Origin of the sequence: Pseudomonas sp. PA-6-3C (assembly GCF_021605825.1) — a bacterium.
GTDB classification, from domain to species: Bacteria; Pseudomonadota; Gammaproteobacteria; order Pseudomonadales; family Pseudomonadaceae; genus Aquipseudomonas; species Aquipseudomonas edaphica.
In genome coordinates this window covers 83,077-99,824 of the sequence record NZ_WKDV01000018.1, presented here as the reverse complement: position 1 = coordinate 99,824, position 16,748 = coordinate 83,077, and the positions used below count along the sequence as shown (strand labels likewise).

Sequence of the window (16,748 nt, the reverse complement as noted above, 5' to 3'; positions counted from 1 at the left end):
CTGCGAAGCAGCCCCAAAACCATACACCGCAACCTGCCTGAACAAACGCATTGCCTGGAGTGGGTCCGCTTCGCGCCCCAGCGCGAGCAAGCTCGCTCGCCACAATGAAGCGGGCAGCAGTGAAGCGCTCAATAGGGGTCAGGGAGGTATCTGCCTGTGAGCCGTCGTCGCCGCGAGCCTGAAGAGCACGTCAACCATGAACGCTGGCTGGTGTCCTACGCCGACTTCATCACCTTGCTGTTCGCGTTTTTTGTGGTGATGTACTCCATCTCGTCGATCAACGAGGGCAAGTACAAGATTATTTCCCAGGCGCTGGTGGGCGTATTCAACGACACCGACCGCTCGCTCAAGCCGATCCCGATTGGCGAGGAGCGGCCCAAGACCGTGACGCCGGCCAAGCCGCTGGTCAATGACAGTGACGAAACCGCCGCCGGCATCGGTGGCACCAGCGACCCGCTCAAAAGCATCGCCGATGACATCAGTGCCGCGTTTGGCGACTTGATCAAATCCAACCAGATGACCGTGCGCGGCAATGAGTTGTGGGTGGAGATCGAGCTTAATTCCAGCCTGCTGTTCGCCAGCGCCGATGCGTTGCCGAGCGATCAGGCGTTTACCATCATCGATAAGGTGGCGGCGATTCTCAAACCGTTTGAGAACCCGATCCACGTCGAAGGCTTTACCGATAATTTCCCGATCAGCACCGCGCAATACCCGACCAATTGGGAGCTGTCATCGGCACGGGCCTCAAGCATCGTGCGCATGCTCGCGATGCAGGGCGTGAACCCTGGGCGCCTGGCGTCGGTGGGTTACGGTGAGTTCCAACCGGTGGCCAATAACGCCACTGCCGAAGGCCGCGCGCGCAACCGCCGTGTGGTGCTGGTGGTGTCACGTAACCTGGATGTGCGCCGCAGCCTGACCGGCACCGGTACTGCCAACGCAACACCGGATGCAGCCTTGAAGCGGGCTGGCACACAAACTGCACCGCCAACCGTTAAGCCGCCGGTTCGTCAGAGCGCCGTCAATTCTCCGTCACCGGCTCAATAATGTTATGTAATGTCTCGGTCGCGCCTTAGCCTACCGGGAGGAACCAACTGAATGAGAGTCTGGGCAGTTGCCAATCAAAAGGGTGGAGTCGGCAAGACCACCACGTCCATCGCCTTGGCCGGCTTGCTGGCCGAGGCGGGCAAGCGTGTGGTCGTGGTCGACCTGGACCCGCACGGCTCGATGACCAGTTATTTCGGCTATGACCCGGATGCGCTGGAGCACAGCTGTTACGACCTGTTCCTGCACAAGGGCAGCGTACCGGCAGATTTGCCCGGGCAATTGCTGCTGCCCACCAGCAACGAGAGCATTTCGCTGTTGCCGTCGAGTACCGCGCTGGCGACCCTTGAGCGCCAGTCGCCGGGGCAGAGCGGCCTGGGCCTGGTGATCGCCAAGACCCTGGCGCAACTGTGGCAGGACTTCGACTACGCGATCATCGACAGCCCACCGTTGCTGGGCGTGCTGATGGTCAACGCCTTGGCGGCCAGCCAGCAGTTGGTGATCCCGGTACAGACCGAACACCTGGCGGTCAAAGGCCTGGAGCGTATGGTCAGCACCTTGGCGATGATCAACCGTTCGCGCAAACAGGCGCTGCCGTTCAGCATCGTGCCTACACTGTTCGACCGTCGTACCCAAGCGTCGCTGGGCACCTTGCGGGTGTTGCGCGATGCTTACCCGGAAACGATCTGGAACGGCTACATTCCGGTGGACACGCGCTTGCGTGACGCCAGCCGCGCCGGGCTCACGCCGTCGCAGTTCGACGGCAAGAGCCGTGGCGTACTGGCTTACCGTGCGTTGCTTAAACATCTGCTGTCCCAGCAACTTGTGGCGCAGGTGGCGTGATGAACCGTCCCGTTGAGCTTAAGACCCGGCCGCAACTGGCACTGGAATCCTACCTGGATGCCTTGTTGCAGGATGCGACGGCAGAAGAATTGCCCGAGCCGATTCTGGTCCTTGAACCGGCCGTAGTCGAACCCGAAAGCACCCTGGATGAATTTCAGTTAGCGGTGCTGGAAGAACAGGCTCGTGATGCCCACGTGGTGGTGCCGATTGTGCCTGCGCCCGTGGTGGTCACGCCCGTGGTGGTTGAACCGGTGGTCGATGTGCACCTGCCGCCGAGCATCACGCCGCCGCCGGTCACGGGTGACGGTCGCCCATCGTGGGCGGCCGAGCCGTTCGAGTGCCTGCTGTTCGACGTCGCCGGGTTGACCCTGGCGGTGCCGCTGGTGTGCCTGGGGTCGATCTACTCGCTGGAAGGCCAGGAGCTGACGCCGCTGTTCGGGCAACCGGAGTGGTTCCTCGGCATCCTGCCCAGCCAGGCCGGCAACCTCAAGGTGCTGGATACGGCGCGCTGGGTGATGCCCGACCGCTACCGCGATGATTTTCGCCAGGGCTTGCAATACGTGATCTCGGTGCAGGGCTACGAGTGGGGGCTGGCGGTGCATCAAGTCAGCCGCTCGTTGCGCCTGGACCCGAATGAAATCAAGTGGCGCAGCCACCGGGGCCAGCGGCCTTGGCTGGCGGGCACCGTGATTGAACATATGTGCGCGTTGCTCGACGTCGCCGAACTGGCCGAGTTGATCGCCAGTGGGGCGGTCAAGACGATGCCACAGAACAAACGCAGTTGATTGAACAATAAGGGCCGTGCGGTTGCGCGGTCGAAGAAGCACACACTGAAGGGGTCAGGGGTATGAACAAGTCAGCATCCGCACAAGGTTTGGATGATCCGATCCTGCAATGGGTTACCTTCAAACTGGACAATGAAACCTACGGCATTAACGTGATGCGCGTGCAGGAAGTGCTGCGCTACACCGAAATCGCCCCGGTTCCAGGCGCGCCGAGCTACGTGTTGGGCATCATCAACCTGCGTGGCAACGTGGTGACGGTGATCGATACCCGCCAGCGTTTTGGCCTGATGCCTACTGAAGTCAACGACAACACGCGTATCGTGATCATCGAAGCCGACAAGCAAGTGGTCGGTATCATGGTCGACAGCGTGGCTGAAGTGGTTTACCTGCGCCAATCGGAAGTGGAAACCGCGCCGAACGTCGGTAACGAAGAGTCGGCCAAGTTCATCCAGGGCGTGTGCAACAAGAACAACGAGCTGTTGATTCTGGTTGAGCTGGACAAGATGATGAGCGAAGAAGAATGGTCGGAACTGGAGAGCATCTGATTGTTCCTTGATGCGGCGGTGATTGTCCTGGCCCTGTTGTGGGCCGGGACGTTGGCATTCCTGCTGCGCTATATGCGCCAGCAACGGGAACTGGCCGTGCAGCAGGCCGAGCGCGATGCTGTGCGTGACCGACGGATTCTGGATTTGGTCAAGCGTGTGGATCACTTCCAGCAGAGTGCGGTGAAGGTCGGGGATGAAGTGCATGAACTGCGCGCGATTCTTGGGCCGTTGCCGGATAAGTTGGCGCAGATTGAGCAGCGTGATCCTTCAAGCCTGTCGTTTGCCCAGGCGGCCAAATTGGTCGGCATGGGGGCGACGGTGGATGAGCTGACGCAGTCGTGTGGGTTGACCCAGGCTGAGGCGCAGTTGATGAGCAAGTTGCACAAGAGCTGATTGCGGCGATCCTCTGAGACACCGCGGTCGAAATGTGGGAGCTGGCTTGCCTGCGATGGCATCAACTCGGTGTACCTGATGTACCCAAGTGCCTGCATCGCAGGCAAGCCAGCTCCCACAGTTGACCGAGTATTGTTCTGTTGCTCTGGCCATTACATCCTTTTCGCTGGCGAAATCAGCGGTCTTTTGATCTGCGCTTTAGATCGAAAGCCGACCGGAGTGGTTGGATCAAAAGCACATCAACGTGCTTTCGGGCTACCGATACAATCCTTATAGCAAGGCTCCACACGCACATCCGGCCTGTCGTCGACGTAGAAGCCGTCGCGATTGGGCATCTTCAGATGAGTGAGGGTGGCAGCATCCACCGTGGCGTTCGCTTCCACTATCTCGTTTTTGTTGAGGATATAACCCACCACTGCGTACACCTGATCATTGCTCAACGACTGTGGTTGCTGGAAGGGCATGGTGCGCCTTACATAGTCGAACAGGGTGGTTGCGTAGGGCCAATAACTGCCGACCGTTTTGACCGGTTTGGGTGTGGGGAGCGAGCCTGCGCCGCCCATTAGTGCCGGGCCGGTGCCGCCCTCCAGGTTGGCGCCGTGGCAGCCAAGGCAGGCGGTTTGATAGACCTTTTCGCCTTCCATGACCGTGCCTTGTCCGGCGGGCAGGCTCTTGCCATCGGGAGCGACGTCGATGTTCCAGCGGGCGATGTAGTGCTCTGTCACCGGCTGCCCCAAGCCGGATTGCGCAGCCGTCGATGCGCATGCGACCACGCCCATGCTCAGTAGCCCCAATGCCATGGCGGTAAGGTTATGCACGGCCATTGCTCACCTCCCCATTGGCGTTGATGCGCCAGGGCTGGATTGCATTGTTGTGGTAGAACGAGAAGTCCCCGCGCACGGCTTTCAATTGTTCCAGGCTGGGTTGCACGTAGCCGGTCTCGTCGATGGCGCGGCTCATGATGAGCATTTCTTTGCCCAGCCATTGGAAGGGCGCGCGAAACACCGTCAGGCATTTGTTCAGCACCGGCTCCTGCAGCGTGGCCGCATACCAGTTGTTCCCGCCGTCGACGGACACGTCCACGCGGGTGATTTTTCCGTTGCCGCTCCAGGCGATCCCGCGTATTTCATGCGGGCCTTTGCGGGTGAGTGTCTGGGTGCCGGACGGGGCCGTGATGAGTGACTTGCACTCCATCACGAAGGAGAACTTCCTGGCTCGCCCATCTGGCATCAAGTCGGTGTATTTGGCCGTTTCTTCACGGCTGTACGCCGGGGCATCGGTGACATGCAGGCGGCGCAGCCACTTGATGTGGGTATTGCCTTCATAACCCGGAACGATAAGACGCAGGGGGTAACCTTGCTCGGGGCGCAGCCTTTCGCCGTTTTGGCTGTAGGCGACCAACACGTCATCCAGGCATTTTTCGAGCGGCAGGCTGCGGGTCATGGCGGCGCCATCGGCGCCTTCAGCCACAACCCATTTCGCCCCTGGCTTAAGGCCAGCCGCGTGCAGCAAGGTTTTCAGCGGCACGCCGATCCACTCGGCACAGCTGACCAGGCCCGCGACTTCAGCGGCGGTTTTGCCCCAGGGCGGCAGGAATGAAGGGTTGCCCGAGCATTCGATGAAGTGGATGCGCGAGACGGCGGGAAACTGGCGTAGCTCATCGAGGGTGAACAGCAAGGCTGTGTCGGTCAGCCCATGAATCACCAGGAAGTGCCTGGCCGGGTCAATCGCTGGCACGCCGGCGTGATGGCGTTCAAAAAACAGCCCGTTGGGCGTAATGATGCCGTCCAGTTCCTGCAGGGGCGAAGTACTGTAAGCCGACATGCGCTCGGTAAGCCCGGGGTAGAGATTGCGCACCGCATCCGTCTCAAAGCTGGACGGTTTACCGTAAGGCACACCGGTGGGACCGCCCAAGGTTTTTGTCCAGGCCGGCACTTCCAGTTGTTCCTCGGCTGATCCGGGAGACTGTGCCGCGCGCGCCAACGGGCCAAAAGCAACCCCGAGCGCGGCGCTGCCAACCAGCAGGCTGGTTTTGCCGAGGAAGTCCCGGCGAGCCAGGGGCGCGGCGATTGCGGGCTTATCGTCTGTTGAGTCGTCTTTCATTCTGGCTCTCCTGAGCAAAAATTTTGGCGACTCGCCAGCGGTTAACGCTGCACCATTGGTTTTAATGTAGTCGGTTTTTAATCGCAGGCTTTGAAATTGATGTAACCCGGCGACGAATTAATTTTCAAGCAGATGGCTTTTTTCTTCTCCTCAAAGGTCCACATCCTTCAGGAACCCTTGAACCCAGGAGAATGCCCCCATGACCACCCCCAAAGCACTGTTGATCCTGCACGGCAAGCAAGCCCTCAATGAGGACGTGCGCGCTGCCGTGCAGGCCCGGCGCGAGCAGGGTTGGGAGCTGGCGGTACGGGTGACGTGGGAGGGCGGCGATGCCCAGCGCCTGGTCAATGAAGCCTTGGCCGACGGTTATACCCACTTGATCGCCGGTGGTGGCGACGGCACGTTGCGTGATGTAGCCGAGGCCATGGCCTTGGCCAAGACCGACGCCAGCCTGGTGTTGATGCCGCTGGGCACCGCCAACGACTTTGCCCGCGCCGCCGGTGTGCCGCTGGAGCCTGAACGCGCGCTGGCGCTGCTGGATGTGCCGCCCAGGGCCATCGACCTCGGTCAGGCCGGTGGGCAGATGTTCCTCAATATGGCCACCGGCGGCTTTGGTAGCCAGGTCACCGCCAATACCTCTGAAGACCTGAAAAAAGTGCTGGGCGGCGCGGCGTATCTGTTCACCGGGCTGTCGCGTTTCAGCGAGTTGAAGGCGGCGTATGGCGAGCTGGAAGGGCCGGGCTTTCACTGGAAGGGCGATTTGCTTGCACTGGGCATCGGCAACGGCCGCCAGGCGGGCGGTGGGCATGTGCTGTGCCCTGGCGCGCTGGCCGATGATGGCTTGCTTGATATCAGTATTTTGCCGGCGCCCCAGGAAGTGGTCGGCACGCTGATGACCCTGATGAGTGACGGCTGGGGCCTGGACAATATGTTTGTGCGCGCGCGCCTGCCATGGGTCGAGATCAAAGTGGCCGAAGGGCTGTATATCAACCTTGATGGCGAGCCATTGAAAGGCGATGACCTGCGTTTTTCCGCGCTGCCCAAGGCCCTGCGCGTGCACTTGCCGCTAGGCTCGCCGTTAGTCGTCCAGGCTGATGATCTGCTCACGAACGGCGAATAACACCAGGCCCGCCACGTCGAAGATCTGCAGGCGTTTCATGATCTGCGAGCGATGCGCTTCCACTGTCTTGATACTCAAGCCCAGGCCATGGGCGATTTCCCGGGTGGACTTGCCGCGCACGATCAAACGCAGGATCTCCAGCTGGCGCGCCGTAAGGTTATGGCTGTCGGCGGCGGAGGAGACAGGCCCCTGGCTGCGGATCAGCGCCTGGTTGATCACCGTGTGGGCAATCGCAGGGCTCAGGTAGCGCTCGTTGTTACGCAAGGCCAGCAGGGCATGTTCCAGCTCGCTGGCGGTGGTGTCCTTGAGCAGGTAGCCATGGGCGCCGGACTCCAGCGCGCGCATGATCAGCTCCGGGTCGGTGTGCATCGACAGGATCAGCACCTTGCTTTTGGGGTAGGCCGCCTTGAGTTGCTGAAGCGCGTCGAGGCCGCCGGTGTATTTCATCGACAGGTCGAGCAGCACGATATCTGGCTGCAGTGCGCTGAATGTCTCCAGCAATTGCGCGCCATCGCTGGCCTCGCCGATCACGCTGTAGCCTTGGATATCCTGGATCAGCGCGCGTACGCCGGCCCGGATCAGTGCGTGGTCATCCACCAGGAGTAAGTTGCAAGTCACTCGAGAACCTTAGGGGAATTGGCCCGTTCGAGGGCGCGGGGCGCCCAGGGAAAAAGCGCGTCGATGCGCGTGCCTTTGCCTGGCTGGCTGCTGACAGACAATGCACCGCCCAGTTGGTCGATGCGCTCGGTCATGCCGGCCATGCCTCGTTGGCCTTCAAGGCCTGGGTTGGTCGCCGGTGAAAAGCCCAGGCCGTCATCGCAGATCATCAGCGACAGGCCTTCGGGCAGGCGTTGCAGGCGTACCAGCAAATTCTGCGCCTGGGCATGGCGCAACATATTGGTCACCGCTTCCTGGGTGATGCGAAAGGCGGCCACGGCCATTTCTTCCGGGATGCCGGTCAGGCGCTGCTGGCATTCCAGGCTCCAGTGCACCGAGGTGTTTTCCAGGGTCTTGAGCAAGTGCGCGCGCAGGCTCGCCTCAAGGCCCAGGCTGGCCAACTGGCGGGGGTTGAGGATGGCGGACACGTCGCGCACTTTGGCCAGGGTTTCGTTCAAGGTATTGCATAACATCGTGCATTGGCTTTGCAGGTCGTCGGGCAGGCGACGCTTGAGCCATTCGCTTTGCAGTTTGGCGGCGGTCAGCAGTTGGCCGATATCGTCATGCAGTTCGCGGCTGAGGCGGTGGCGTTCGTTTTCCTGGACTTGCAGCAGGCGGTCGGCCAGTTCCTGCGGCTGGAATTTTATCGACTTGCGCGAGCGCCACTGCTGCAGCCCCACCACCACCAGGGTGGCCAGGTTGAGCAGCACTATCAACAAAGGCAGGGGAGCTGAGCGTGTGTAGGCCCACAGACTGACCAACAGCGAGCAAAGGCACAGGGCGAGGGCCAGGCGGCGAGCATTGCTGCGGGACACGGACCTTGCGATGAGTGACTTTAGGCTGGCGTACATAGCGGATGGAGCCAATGAAGGTTCGCTGCGGGAAGACCGGTCACTGCGGCTGACAGGGCTCTGTGTGGAATACGGTGCTGGAACGTTTTTTTATACATGCTGAAGTTGAGTCACTTCGAACGGGGCATAGTACCACCACTATTACCGTCGGTCGCCTGGCGCCTTACCCGGTGCCGCCTAATCTGCGCCAAACGCCGAGGAACCTGACTCCGTAGTTCAAAGAGCCAGCGGTTTACTCAGCATAGTTATATTAATTTGGTTTGTTTGTATCGATATTGCGTTGATGGCTAATTGATATATATCGCCCACGCATCATTGTCGACCGTTTAATGTACGGTCGTTTTTAGATAACTCGACGATCAAATACGACCTGTCAGTACTCAGGACGCGTGATGTACGCGCTGTTGTGGTTTATGCGTGAAGTCTTTCTGCGGGATGTGCAAAGTGACGGTCGCGATCAGTGTGGTTTGTTCGCTGTCGTCCAGCGTCAGTTCGCCGGTGCGGATGTCGATCAGCTCCAGTTGCCAGGCCAGCAGCGTCAGGCAGTCATGCAGGGCACTCAGCGCCTGGTCGTGCAGCTCCATGGGGCTTGCGGCGTTGGCGATCAGGTATTGGATATGTCGGGAAAACTCGCTGATCGCCTGCAGGGCCAGGCCTTCGGCTTTTTCCGCCAGCTTGGCCAGGCTGGTTTTCATGCAGTCGATGGCATCGCTGTCGTTGCGAATCAGATGTAAATGGTGCAGGCACTCTTCTGACTTGGCCAAAAGCTTTTCGGCTTCCAGCAGAAACTCGGGAAGTGCAGTCTGCCATTCGTTTGCGCTATTCATCATGCAAGTCTCCGCAACATAAGGTCGGGTGATGAGATGTCGCACCGGGTGAATGGCGTAAAACTACCGCTGAAATATGACTGAGATCTGTAGCCTGCTTCTGAAATTTCAGTAGGACCGTTACTTGAATGATCAGAGTAGCCGTGGAAGGCCCTGGTCATTCGGGTCATTTGCACAACTTTGGTTGCCGCCACGTATAAGTCTGGAAGACCCGTGGGCCGAGGGCTTGGGATGGCAAACAAAAGCCTGACTCCATTCATGCAATGAGAATGGCGTCACATTAATGGCTATTAGATATCGCGAATATCAGGTCGGGCCTGATTGTGCATAGGGGAATCCCTTACACAGCGGAACCCTACGTCGATTTGAATGTCGCGCAAGGTCGCTGTACTGCCGTCTGGAGAGCGGATTGCAGTAAACCATGATGTCAGTGTGACATCAATGTATTTACATGGCATTTTACCGGGGTCAAGGTCTGGCGCTTGCCGCCGATAACCACCCTTAAGTGAGCTGCACAATCCCACATCAGGAGCTTTTAATGGCCGGCATTCTCGACACGGTAGATCAACGCACGCAACTGGTGGGTGAGAATCGCCTGGAGATCCTCATGTTTCGCCTGGCCGGGCGGCAATTGTTTGCGATCAACGTGTTCAAGGTTCAGGAAGTCCTGCAACTGCCCAAGTTGACCCTGATGCCCCAGCGTCACCCGTTTGTATGCGGCGTGGTCAACCTGCGTGGCCAGACCCTGCCGGTCATCGACCTGTCACAGGCCATCGGCATGCGCCCGCTGGTGCCGGGGCCGAACAGCACGATTATCGTCACCGAGTACAACCGCTCGGTGCAGGCCTTCCTGGTGGGCGGTGTGGACCGTATCGTCAACATGAACTGGGAAGCCATCCTGCCGCCACCGGCCAGCGCCGGGCGCCAGCATTACCTCACGGCCATCAGCAAGGTCGATGACCAGTTGGTGGAAATCATCGACGTGGAAAAAGTCCTCGCCGAAATCGTGCCCTATAACGCCAAAGTCTCCCGCGAAAAACTCGAAGACCCGGTGCTGGAACGTGCCCGTGGCCGCGAAGTGCTGCTGGTGGACGATTCCAACGTGGCCCTCTCGCAACTGCGCGACACCCTGGGGCAACTCGGCGTGAAGATGCACATTGCCAGCGACGGCCTCAAGGCGCTGAACATGCTCAAGGCCTGGGCCGACAGCGGCCAGGTCATGACCGACAAATTGCTGATGATCTTCACCGACGCCGAAATGCCCGAGATGGACGGCTACCGCCTGACCACCGAAATCCGCAACGACCCGCGCCTGCGTGGCCTTTATGTGGTGCTGCACACCTCGCTGTCGGGCAGCTTCAACGACTCAATGGTCAAGAAGGTCGGTTGCGACAACTTCCTGTCCAAATTCCAACCCGACAAGCTGGTGGATGTGGTGCGCCAACGCTTGATGTTGGACGAAGTGCCCGCCTGAGCAGGCGGCCTATTGTGGCAGGCAGTCTCGTGATGGCAGGCAGGCTTGTTGTGGCAAGCAGGCTTGTTGTGGCGAGCAGGCTTGCCCTGCGTTGGGCTGCGAAGCAGCCCCAATAAACACACCGCGTAACCTCAGGCAAAACCAAAGCGCCTGGTTTCAGGGCCGCTTCGCCCCCCAACGCAGGGCAAGCCTGCTCGCCACAGTAAGCTTACCGGTCACAAGAGCTCCAGCGACCTTTGATTCTGGAAGTCCCGTCCTATAGGGTGGCGCTTTGTCCCCCTCAGGAATGCAGGCCCATGCTTCGTCTCAGCGCGCTGTACCGTTACCCCTTGAAGTCCGGCAAGGCCGAAGCCTTGCAGCACATCGGCCTGGATAAACTCGGGCTGGATGGGGATCGACGCTGGATGCTGGTGGACGAAGCCAGTGGCCGATTCCTGACCCAGCGGGCGGTGGCGAAGATGAGCCAGTTGTCGGCGTTGTGGAACAGCGCCGGTGGCCTGACCCTGAATTCGCCTGGCTTTGCCACGCTGGACGTGGCGCTGCCGGGCAGCGATGCCGAGTTGCGCGGCGTGACGATATGGCGCGACACACTGCGTGTGCCGGATGCCGGCGATGCGGCGGCGGCCTGGGTCAGCGACTTTATCGGCAAGCCCACGCGGCTGGTGCAGGTGCCGCTGGCACGTGCACGTACTACCGAGGCCGGTTATGGCAAGGACGACGATCAGGTCGGTTTTGCCGATGGTTTCCCCTTGCTGCTGATCGGCCAAGCCTCGTTGGACGACTTGTCCCAGCGCATCGGCCGGCCGATGGAAATGCTGCGTTTCCGTCCCAATCTAGTGATTGAAGGCAGCGAGGCCTTCGCCGAAGACGGTTGGAAACGCGTGCGTATCGGCGACGTGGAGTTTCGCGTGGTCAAGTCGTGCTCGCGCTGCATCCTCACCACCATCGACCCGGCCAGCGGCGAGCGCAGCGCCGACCGTGAGCCGCTGGCGACACTCAAGACCTACCGTGAGCAGGGCGGTGACGTGATGTTCGGCCAGAACCTGGTCAACGATGGCAGCGGTGAATTAGCCGTCGGAATGCCCGTGACGATCCTGGAATAAAAAATGCCCGTCTCTTGCGAGACGGGCATTTTTTTGCGCTGTAACCCTTAGCCGCGGTATTCGCACAGGTAAGCGGTGTCTACGGCAACCTTCAGTTGGAACTTGCTGTTGGCCGGCACGTTGAACTGGCTGCCGGCCGCGAAGGTTTCCCAGGCGTTGGCATCTGGCAGCTTGACGGACAGGGCGCCGGACACCACGTGCATGATTTCACGCTGGGCGGTGCCGAATTCGTATTCACCCGGTGCCATCACGCCGATGGTCGCAGGGCCCTCTGCGGTGCCGAAAGCGATCGACTTGACGGTGCCGTCGAAGTACTCGTTGACTTTGAACATGGGTGAATCCTCGGAAAAGGGTCTGGAAAGGTCGGCCAGTATGCCCAAGGCCGGTGGTGCTGCCTAGACCGGCAAAATCAACGGGAGCAGGCGTGCGGTGTTGCGCGCGTCTTCCAATGCCCGATGTTGCTGGCCATGGAACTGCATCCCCGCCAATTGCAGCGCACCGTTGAGCCCCAAGGGCTTGTCCAGCCGCCGGGCCTTGGCGAAACGCTGCTTGAGGTTCACATGCGCGGTCTGGGCGAGCGCGCTGGTCAGGCCATGGCGTTGCCATTCAAGTTCAAGCTGCGCGCGGTCGTAGTCGCCCCAGCTGGCCCAGCCTTCCAGGCGCGCTTGATGTTGGCCCAGCCAACGCTCAAACAAGGGCCACACCTCGGTGATCGGCGCCGCCGCGTCGATGTTGGCCTGGGTGATATGCGTGAGTTGGCGACAGAACGGCGTCAGCAAGGGGCGACGCAGCGGCCGCACAAAGCGCTGGAAGTGATCCAGTTCGCGGCCCTGGCGGTTCACGAGGCTGGCGCCGATCTCGATGACTTCCATCTCCGTCACGGGCCAGCCGCCTTCATCCGTTGTGGCTTCAAGGTCAATAATCAGCCAATGGGGCATCGTGCAGGTTCCCGTACTCGTCCTTTCCTGATGGGGATAGAGCGTAGCTGGGCCGTGTAGTTCCGCCTAGGGTGTTATTCGATCTCCAGCAAAACCTGGCGATTGCGCACTTGATCACCTGCGACGACCTGCACACCCTTGATCACACCGTCGATGCCGGCCGTCAGCGGATGTTCCATTTTCATGGCTTCGAGCACCAGCAGCAGTTGGCCTTTGCTGACGCTTTCACCGGCGCTCACGCGGATATCGACAATCGCGCCGTCCATCGGTGCCTTGACGATGCCGGTGCTGGCGTCGGCCTGGCGGCTGGCGACGTGTTGGGTGCGGTTGATGATCTTCACGCCCGGCAGCCAGAGCTGAGTGTCGTCCAGATGGTAGGGCAGGCGACGGCGAATACCGTCGATCACCAGTGTGGCCCAGCGGCCGTCGGTGGTCAGGTCATGGATCTCGATGCCGTTGGCTTGCAGATGGTTGCCGTCCAATACGTTGACGTCGAGGTCCTGCACCTCGTCGTTCACCGCCAGGCGATAGCGCCAGGCGGCCTTGTTGCGCCATCCCGACAAGCCTTGGCGGTGGGTGTTGGCGCTGTGTTGGTAAAACAGTGCGGCGGCCAGCGCGACCTGCTCCTTTGTCGCGGCGTGACGTGGGATGTCATTGAAGTGTTTGGCGATAAACCCGGTACTGAACTCGCCTGCGATAAAGTCCGCTTGCCCGAGCAGGTCAACCAGCAAACCCTGGTTGGTGGTGACGCCCAGTAACACGGTGTCTTGCACTGCGCGCAGCAATTTGCGCCGGGCCTCTTCGCGGGTGGCGCCGTGGGCGATGATTTTGCCCAGCATGGCGTCATAGAACGGGCTGATGCGCTGGCCCTCAAGCACGCCGTGGTCGATGCGTACCCGGGCAGCCGGCTCCCAGCGCAACACATCGCCGGTTTGCGGCAAAAAGCCCTGGGCCGGGTCTTCGGCGTACAGGCGCACTTCCATGGCGTGGCCGGTCAGGGTCACGTCGGCCTGTTGCAAGGGCAGCGGTTCGCCAGCGGCGATGTTCAGTTGCAACTCAACCAAGTCCAACCCCGTGATCAGTTCGGTGACCGGGTGCTCCACTTGCAGGCGGGTGTTCATCTCCAGGAAGTAGAAGTGGCCGTTGCGGTCGAGCAAAAATTCGACGGTGCCGGCGCCGACGTAATTGACCGCACGCCCAGCCTTCAGCGCAGCTTCGCCCATGGCCTGGCGCAGCGCAGGTGTCATCACCGGGCAGGGCGCTTCTTCGATGACTTTCTGGTGGCGGCGCTGGATCGAGCAGTCGCGTTCGCCCAGGTAAATGAGGTTGCTGTGGCTGTCGCCGAACAGTTGGATTTCAACGTGGCGCGGGTCGATCAAAGCTTGTTCGAGGATCAGTTCGTCGCTGCCAAACGCGTTGAGGGCTTCGGAGCGTGCGGTACGCAGTTGATCGAGCAGTTGGCTGCCGTCGTGGACCAGGCGCATGCCACGCCCGCCACCGCCGGCACTGGCTTTGATCATCAGCGGGTAGCCGATACGGTTGGCTTCTTGCTGCAAGGTCGCGTCATCCTGGGCATTGCCTTGGTAACCGGCGATGCACGGCACACCCGCGTCGAGAATGGCGAGTTTGGACTGGCGTTTGCTGCCCATCAGCTCGATGGCGGCAACGCTGGGGCCGATGAAGGTGAGGCCGGCGTCCAGGCAGGCTTGGGCGAATCCAGCGTTTTCGGAGAGGAAGCCGTAGCCGGGGTGGATGGCGTCGGCGCCTGTGCGTCTGGCGGCGTCGAGGATGGCCGGGATGTTGAGGTACGACTGGTTAACCGGCGCGGGGCCGATGTGGACGGCTTCGTCGGCCATTTGCACGTGCAGGGCCTGGGCGTCGGCGTCGCTGAAGACGGCGACGGTGCGGTAGCCCAGGGTTTGGGCGGTGCGCTGTATGCGGCAGGCGATTTCGCCGCGGTTGGCGATCAGGATTTTGGTGAATGCAGGCATGGGTTTATCCCTTGGCACATTGGGTGAATGTTCGGGCCTCATCGCAGGCAAGCCAGCTCCCACAGTTTGAAATGCATTCCCCTTGTGGGAGCTGGCTTGCCTGCGATGGCGTCATCGAGACCACCCAGGCTTACGCTTCTGCACAAACGCCTGCGTCCCCTCAATCCCTTCCTCACTCGTCACCGCCTCGGCAAACCATTCTGCGGCCTGATCCAACAGCGGGCCGACCGGCTGTTCCACACTGGCGAGCAACAGCGCTTTAGTCCGCGCATTCGCCCCCGGCGCACAGCGCAACACCTGCCCCAGCACCTCATCCAATCGTTCCGCCAAGGCTTGTGCATCGCGCTCGACGTAATGCACCACGCCCAACCGCTCAGCCTCAACCCCATCAAAGCGCGCCGCCGTCAGCGCCAGTCGGCGTGCCTGGGTCAAGCCAATGCGCTTGACCACAAACGGCGCAATCTGCGCCGGCAACAAGCCCAGGCTGGTCTCAGGTAACCCGAACTGCGCCTGGTGGTCGGCAATCGCGATATCACTCACGCACGCCAGCCCAAAGCCGCCGCCCAGCACCGCGCCTTGCAGCACCACGATCACCACTTGCGGCACGGCTTCGACGGCTTGCAGCAGGGTGCCGAAGGCGCGGTTCAGCGCCGGCAACTGCCCGCCCGCCATGACCATGTCTTTCACATCCGCCCCGGCACAGAAGTGCCCACCGGCGCCGCTGATCACCACGGCGCGCACCTGGCTGTCCAATTGTGCCAATACCGACCGCAGTTCGTTGACCATCTCCAGGCTCATCGCATTGCGGCTGGCGGGGCGGTTAAGGGTGATGTGCAGCACGCCGTTGTGCGGCTCGAGCAGCAGGGTGTTCATGATTTTTTCCCGGGCAGGGTGCCCATCAATTTGCAGATGATGCCCAGCATGATTTCGTCGGCGCCGCCGCCAATCGATACCAACCGCACGTCACGGTAGGCGCGGGCCACCGGGTTGTCCCACATAAAGCCCATGCCGCCCCAGTATTGCAGGCAGCTGTCGCTGACCTCACGGCCCAGGCGCCCGGCCTTGAGTTTGGCCATGGAGGCCAGGCGTGTCACATCCTGGCCTTTGATGTATTGCTCGGTGGCCTGGTAGACCAGCGCGCGCAGGCATTCGATTTCGGTGGACAGCTCGGCCAGGCGAAAGTGGATCACCTGGTTGTCGATCAGCGCCTTGCCGAAGGTCTGGCGCTCTTTGCAGTATTCGATGGTGCTGTCGATGCAATGCTCCAGGCCCTTGATCATATTGGCTGCGCCGAACAGGCGTTCTTCCTGGAACTGCAGCATTTGCATCATGAACCCTGCGCCTTCGTGGCCGATGCGGTTGCGTTGCGGCACGCGCACACCGTCGAAAAATACTTGGGCGGTCTCGGAGCTGTGCATGCCGAGCTTTTCCAGCGGCGGGCTGACGCTGATGCCTGGGGTGGTCATTGGCACCATGATCAATGATTTGTTGATATGCGGCTTGTCGTCGGAGGTGTTGGCCAGCAGGCAGATAAAGTCGGCGCTGGGCGAGTTGGTGATCCACATTTTGCTGCCGTTGATCACGTAGTCGCCGCCGTCCTTGCGCGCGTGGGTTTTAAGCCCCGCCACGTCGGAGCCGGCGCCGGTTTCCGAGACGCCGATGCAACCCACTTGCTCGCCGCTGATGGCCGGGCGCAGGAATTCGTCGCGCAGTTCATCGGAGCCGAAGCGGGCGAGGGCGGGCGTGCACATGTCGGTTTGCACGCCGATGGACATGGGGATGCCGCCGCAACGGATGGTGCCAAATTCTTCAGCGGCGACAATGGAGTAGCTGTAGTCCAGGCCCATGCCGCCGAATTGTTCCGGCTTGGAAATGCCCAGCAGGCCGAGGTCGCCGGCCTTGCGGAAAATTTCGTGAATGGGAAAACGCCCGGCTTTTTCCCACTCGTCCACGTGCGGGTTGATCTCGCGGTCGACGAAGGCACGCACGGTGCGGCGCAGTTCCTGGTGTTCCTGGGTGAAGATCATTGTTGTTGTTCTCCTTATTGGGACGCGGAGCGTCCTTGGCTGCGTTACCA

General features: G+C 60.9%; 18 protein-coding genes. 8 read left to right on the top strand and 10 right to left on the bottom strand.

Annotated elements, in window-relative coordinates:
* The first annotated feature begins 156 nt into the window (after nucleotides 1–156).
* From motD to GIW48_RS14500, 5 genes are all read left to right on the top strand, one after another.
* Nucleotides 157–1,044 carry a flagellar motor protein MotD gene (gene motD, locus GIW48_RS14520; RefSeq protein ID WP_017134960.1) on the top strand — a complete coding sequence of 296 codons (888 nt, stop codon included), beginning with the start codon at nucleotides 157–159 and terminating at the stop codon, nucleotides 1,042–1,044.
* A gap of 51 nt (nucleotides 1,045–1,095) precedes the next feature.
* Complete coding sequence (locus tag GIW48_RS14515; protein WP_017134961.1) at nucleotides 1,096–1,884, top strand: ParA family protein; 789 nt, start codon at nucleotides 1,096–1,098, stop codon at nucleotides 1,882–1,884.
* Nucleotides 1,884–2,669: a CheW domain-containing protein gene (locus GIW48_RS14510; RefSeq protein ID WP_099548890.1), complete on the top strand. Its 786-nt coding sequence runs from the start codon at nucleotides 1,884–1,886 to the stop codon at nucleotides 2,667–2,669. The genes GIW48_RS14515 and GIW48_RS14510 overlap by 1 nt, the downstream gene beginning before the upstream one ends.
* 62 nt (nucleotides 2,670–2,731) lie before the next feature.
* Nucleotides 2,732–3,214 (top strand): chemotaxis protein CheW, encoded by a 483-nt coding sequence (locus GIW48_RS14505; RefSeq protein WP_017134963.1) that lies wholly within the window; start codon nucleotides 2,732–2,734, stop codon nucleotides 3,212–3,214.
* Nucleotides 3,215–3,607: a DUF2802 domain-containing protein gene (locus GIW48_RS14500; RefSeq protein WP_017134964.1), complete on the top strand. Its 393-nt coding sequence runs from the start codon at nucleotides 3,215–3,217 to the stop codon at nucleotides 3,605–3,607.
* Nucleotides 3,608–3,846: 239 nt separating this feature from the next.
* On the opposite strand, the gene GIW48_RS14495 is transcribed toward GIW48_RS14500, so the two are convergent.
* Nucleotides 3,847–4,431 carry a c-type cytochrome gene (locus GIW48_RS14495; protein ID WP_236462055.1) on the bottom strand — a complete coding sequence of 195 codons (585 nt, stop codon included), beginning with the start codon at nucleotides 4,429–4,431 and terminating at the stop codon, nucleotides 3,847–3,849.
* Nucleotides 4,418–5,710: a sulfite dehydrogenase gene (gene soxC / locus GIW48_RS14490; protein ID WP_170040647.1), complete on the bottom strand. Its 1,293-nt coding sequence runs from the start codon at nucleotides 5,708–5,710 to the stop codon at nucleotides 4,418–4,420. The genes GIW48_RS14495 and soxC overlap by 14 nt, the downstream gene beginning before the upstream one ends.
* 199 nt (nucleotides 5,711–5,909) lie before the next feature.
* Between soxC and yegS the strand changes: the two genes are divergently transcribed.
* A complete protein-coding gene (yegS, locus tag GIW48_RS14485; protein ID WP_170040648.1) occupies nucleotides 5,910–6,830 on the top strand; it encodes a lipid kinase YegS in 921 nt (306 codons plus the stop codon).
* Here the strand turns inward: yegS and GIW48_RS14480 are convergent.
* The 3 genes from GIW48_RS14480 to GIW48_RS14470 all read right to left on the bottom strand — a co-directional run bounded on the left by GIW48_RS14480 (nucleotide 6,789) and on the right by GIW48_RS14470 (nucleotide 9,168).
* Complete coding sequence (locus tag GIW48_RS14480) at nucleotides 6,789–7,448, bottom strand: response regulator transcription factor (protein ID WP_017134968.1); 660 nt, start codon at nucleotides 7,446–7,448, stop codon at nucleotides 6,789–6,791. The two genes, yegS and GIW48_RS14480, sit on opposite strands and share 42 nt — an antisense overlap.
* Nucleotides 7,445–8,338 (bottom strand): sensor histidine kinase, encoded by an 894-nt coding sequence (locus GIW48_RS14475; protein WP_236462052.1) that lies wholly within the window; start codon nucleotides 8,336–8,338, stop codon nucleotides 7,445–7,447. The genes GIW48_RS14480 and GIW48_RS14475 overlap by 4 nt, the downstream gene beginning before the upstream one ends.
* A 380-nt stretch (nucleotides 8,339–8,718) precedes the next feature.
* A complete protein-coding gene (locus GIW48_RS14470) occupies nucleotides 8,719–9,168 on the bottom strand; it encodes a hypothetical protein (RefSeq protein WP_017134970.1) in 450 nt (149 codons plus the stop codon).
* A 535-nt stretch (nucleotides 9,169–9,703) separates the two neighbouring features.
* On the opposite strand from GIW48_RS14470, the gene GIW48_RS14465 reads away from it, so the two are divergent.
* Both GIW48_RS14465 and GIW48_RS14460 read left to right on the top strand, forming a co-directional pair.
* Nucleotides 9,704–10,639, top strand: a complete 936-nt coding sequence (locus GIW48_RS14465) for a chemotaxis protein CheV (RefSeq protein WP_017134971.1) — start codon at nucleotides 9,704–9,706, stop codon at nucleotides 10,637–10,639.
* Between the two features lie 296 nt (nucleotides 10,640–10,935).
* Complete coding sequence (locus GIW48_RS14460) at nucleotides 10,936–11,742, top strand: MOSC domain-containing protein (RefSeq protein WP_017134972.1); 807 nt, start codon at nucleotides 10,936–10,938, stop codon at nucleotides 11,740–11,742.
* A 47-nt stretch (nucleotides 11,743–11,789) separates the two neighbouring features.
* Here the strand turns inward: GIW48_RS14460 and ppnP are convergent, their stop codons facing one another.
* The 5 genes from ppnP to atuD all read right to left on the bottom strand — a co-directional run bounded on the left by ppnP (nucleotide 11,790) and on the right by atuD (nucleotide 16,698).
* Nucleotides 11,790–12,074, bottom strand: a complete 285-nt coding sequence (gene ppnP, locus GIW48_RS14455) for a pyrimidine/purine nucleoside phosphorylase (protein WP_010566373.1) — start codon at nucleotides 12,072–12,074, stop codon at nucleotides 11,790–11,792.
* Between the two features lie 63 nt (nucleotides 12,075–12,137).
* Nucleotides 12,138–12,680 (bottom strand): exonuclease domain-containing protein, encoded by a 543-nt coding sequence (locus GIW48_RS14450; RefSeq protein WP_017134973.1) that lies wholly within the window; start codon nucleotides 12,678–12,680, stop codon nucleotides 12,138–12,140.
* Between the two features lie 74 nt (nucleotides 12,681–12,754).
* Entirely contained in the window at nucleotides 12,755–14,671 is a 1,917-nt protein-coding gene (locus GIW48_RS14445; RefSeq protein ID WP_236461503.1) for an acetyl/propionyl/methylcrotonyl-CoA carboxylase subunit alpha, read from the bottom strand.
* Nucleotides 14,672–14,782: 111 nt separating this feature from the next.
* Complete coding sequence (locus tag GIW48_RS14440; RefSeq protein WP_138448967.1) at nucleotides 14,783–15,544, bottom strand: enoyl-CoA hydratase/isomerase family protein; 762 nt, start codon at nucleotides 15,542–15,544, stop codon at nucleotides 14,783–14,785.
* The gene (gene atuD, locus GIW48_RS14435) at nucleotides 15,541–16,698 is read right to left on the bottom strand and encodes a citronellyl-CoA dehydrogenase (RefSeq protein WP_017134976.1); all 1,158 of its coding nucleotides are present in this window, start codon (nucleotides 16,696–16,698) and stop codon (nucleotides 15,541–15,543) included. The genes GIW48_RS14440 and atuD overlap by 4 nt, the downstream gene beginning before the upstream one ends.
* Nucleotides 16,699–16,748: the final 50 nt, after the last annotated feature.

What these genes read in the sequence shown, in the direction of transcription:
- GIW48_RS14515 (WP_017134961.1), top strand. Translation starts at nt 1,096, where the DNA reads ATGAGAGTCTGGGCAGTTGCCAATCAAAAGGGTGGAGTCGGCAAGACC.
- GIW48_RS14510 (WP_099548890.1), top strand. Translation starts at nt 1,884, where the DNA reads ATGAACCGTCCCGTTGAGCTTAAGACCCGGCCGCAACTGGCACTGGAA.
- GIW48_RS14505 (WP_017134963.1), top strand. Translation starts at nt 2,732, where the DNA reads ATGAACAAGTCAGCATCCGCACAAGGTTTGGATGATCCGATCCTGCAA.
- GIW48_RS14495 (WP_236462055.1), bottom strand. Translation starts at nt 4,431, where the DNA reads ATGGCCGTGCATAACCTTACCGCCATGGCATTGGGGCTACTGAGCATG.
- soxC (WP_170040647.1), bottom strand. Translation starts at nt 5,710, where the DNA reads ATGAAAGACGACTCAACAGACGATAAGCCCGCAATCGCCGCGCCCCTG.
- yegS (WP_170040648.1), top strand. Translation starts at nt 5,910, where the DNA reads ATGACCACCCCCAAAGCACTGTTGATCCTGCACGGCAAGCAAGCCCTC.
- GIW48_RS14475 (WP_236462052.1), bottom strand. Translation starts at nt 8,338, where the DNA reads ATGTACGCCAGCCTAAAGTCACTCATCGCAAGGTCCGTGTCCCGCAGC.
- GIW48_RS14470 (WP_017134970.1), bottom strand. Translation starts at nt 9,168, where the DNA reads ATGATGAATAGCGCAAACGAATGGCAGACTGCACTTCCCGAGTTTCTG.
- GIW48_RS14465 (WP_017134971.1), top strand. Translation starts at nt 9,704, where the DNA reads ATGGCCGGCATTCTCGACACGGTAGATCAACGCACGCAACTGGTGGGT.
- GIW48_RS14460 (WP_017134972.1), top strand. Translation starts at nt 10,936, where the DNA reads ATGCTTCGTCTCAGCGCGCTGTACCGTTACCCCTTGAAGTCCGGCAAG.
- ppnP (WP_010566373.1), bottom strand. Translation starts at nt 12,074, where the DNA reads ATGTTCAAAGTCAACGAGTACTTCGACGGCACCGTCAAGTCGATCGCT.
- GIW48_RS14450 (WP_017134973.1), bottom strand. Translation starts at nt 12,680, where the DNA reads ATGCCCCATTGGCTGATTATTGACCTTGAAGCCACAACGGATGAAGGC.
- GIW48_RS14445 (WP_236461503.1), bottom strand. Translation starts at nt 14,671, where the DNA reads ATGCCTGCATTCACCAAAATCCTGATCGCCAACCGCGGCGAAATCGCC.
- GIW48_RS14440 (WP_138448967.1), bottom strand. Translation starts at nt 15,544, where the DNA reads ATGAACACCCTGCTGCTCGAGCCGCACAACGGCGTGCTGCACATCACC.
- atuD (WP_017134976.1), bottom strand. Translation starts at nt 16,698, where the DNA reads ATGATCTTCACCCAGGAACACCAGGAACTGCGCCGCACCGTGCGTGCC.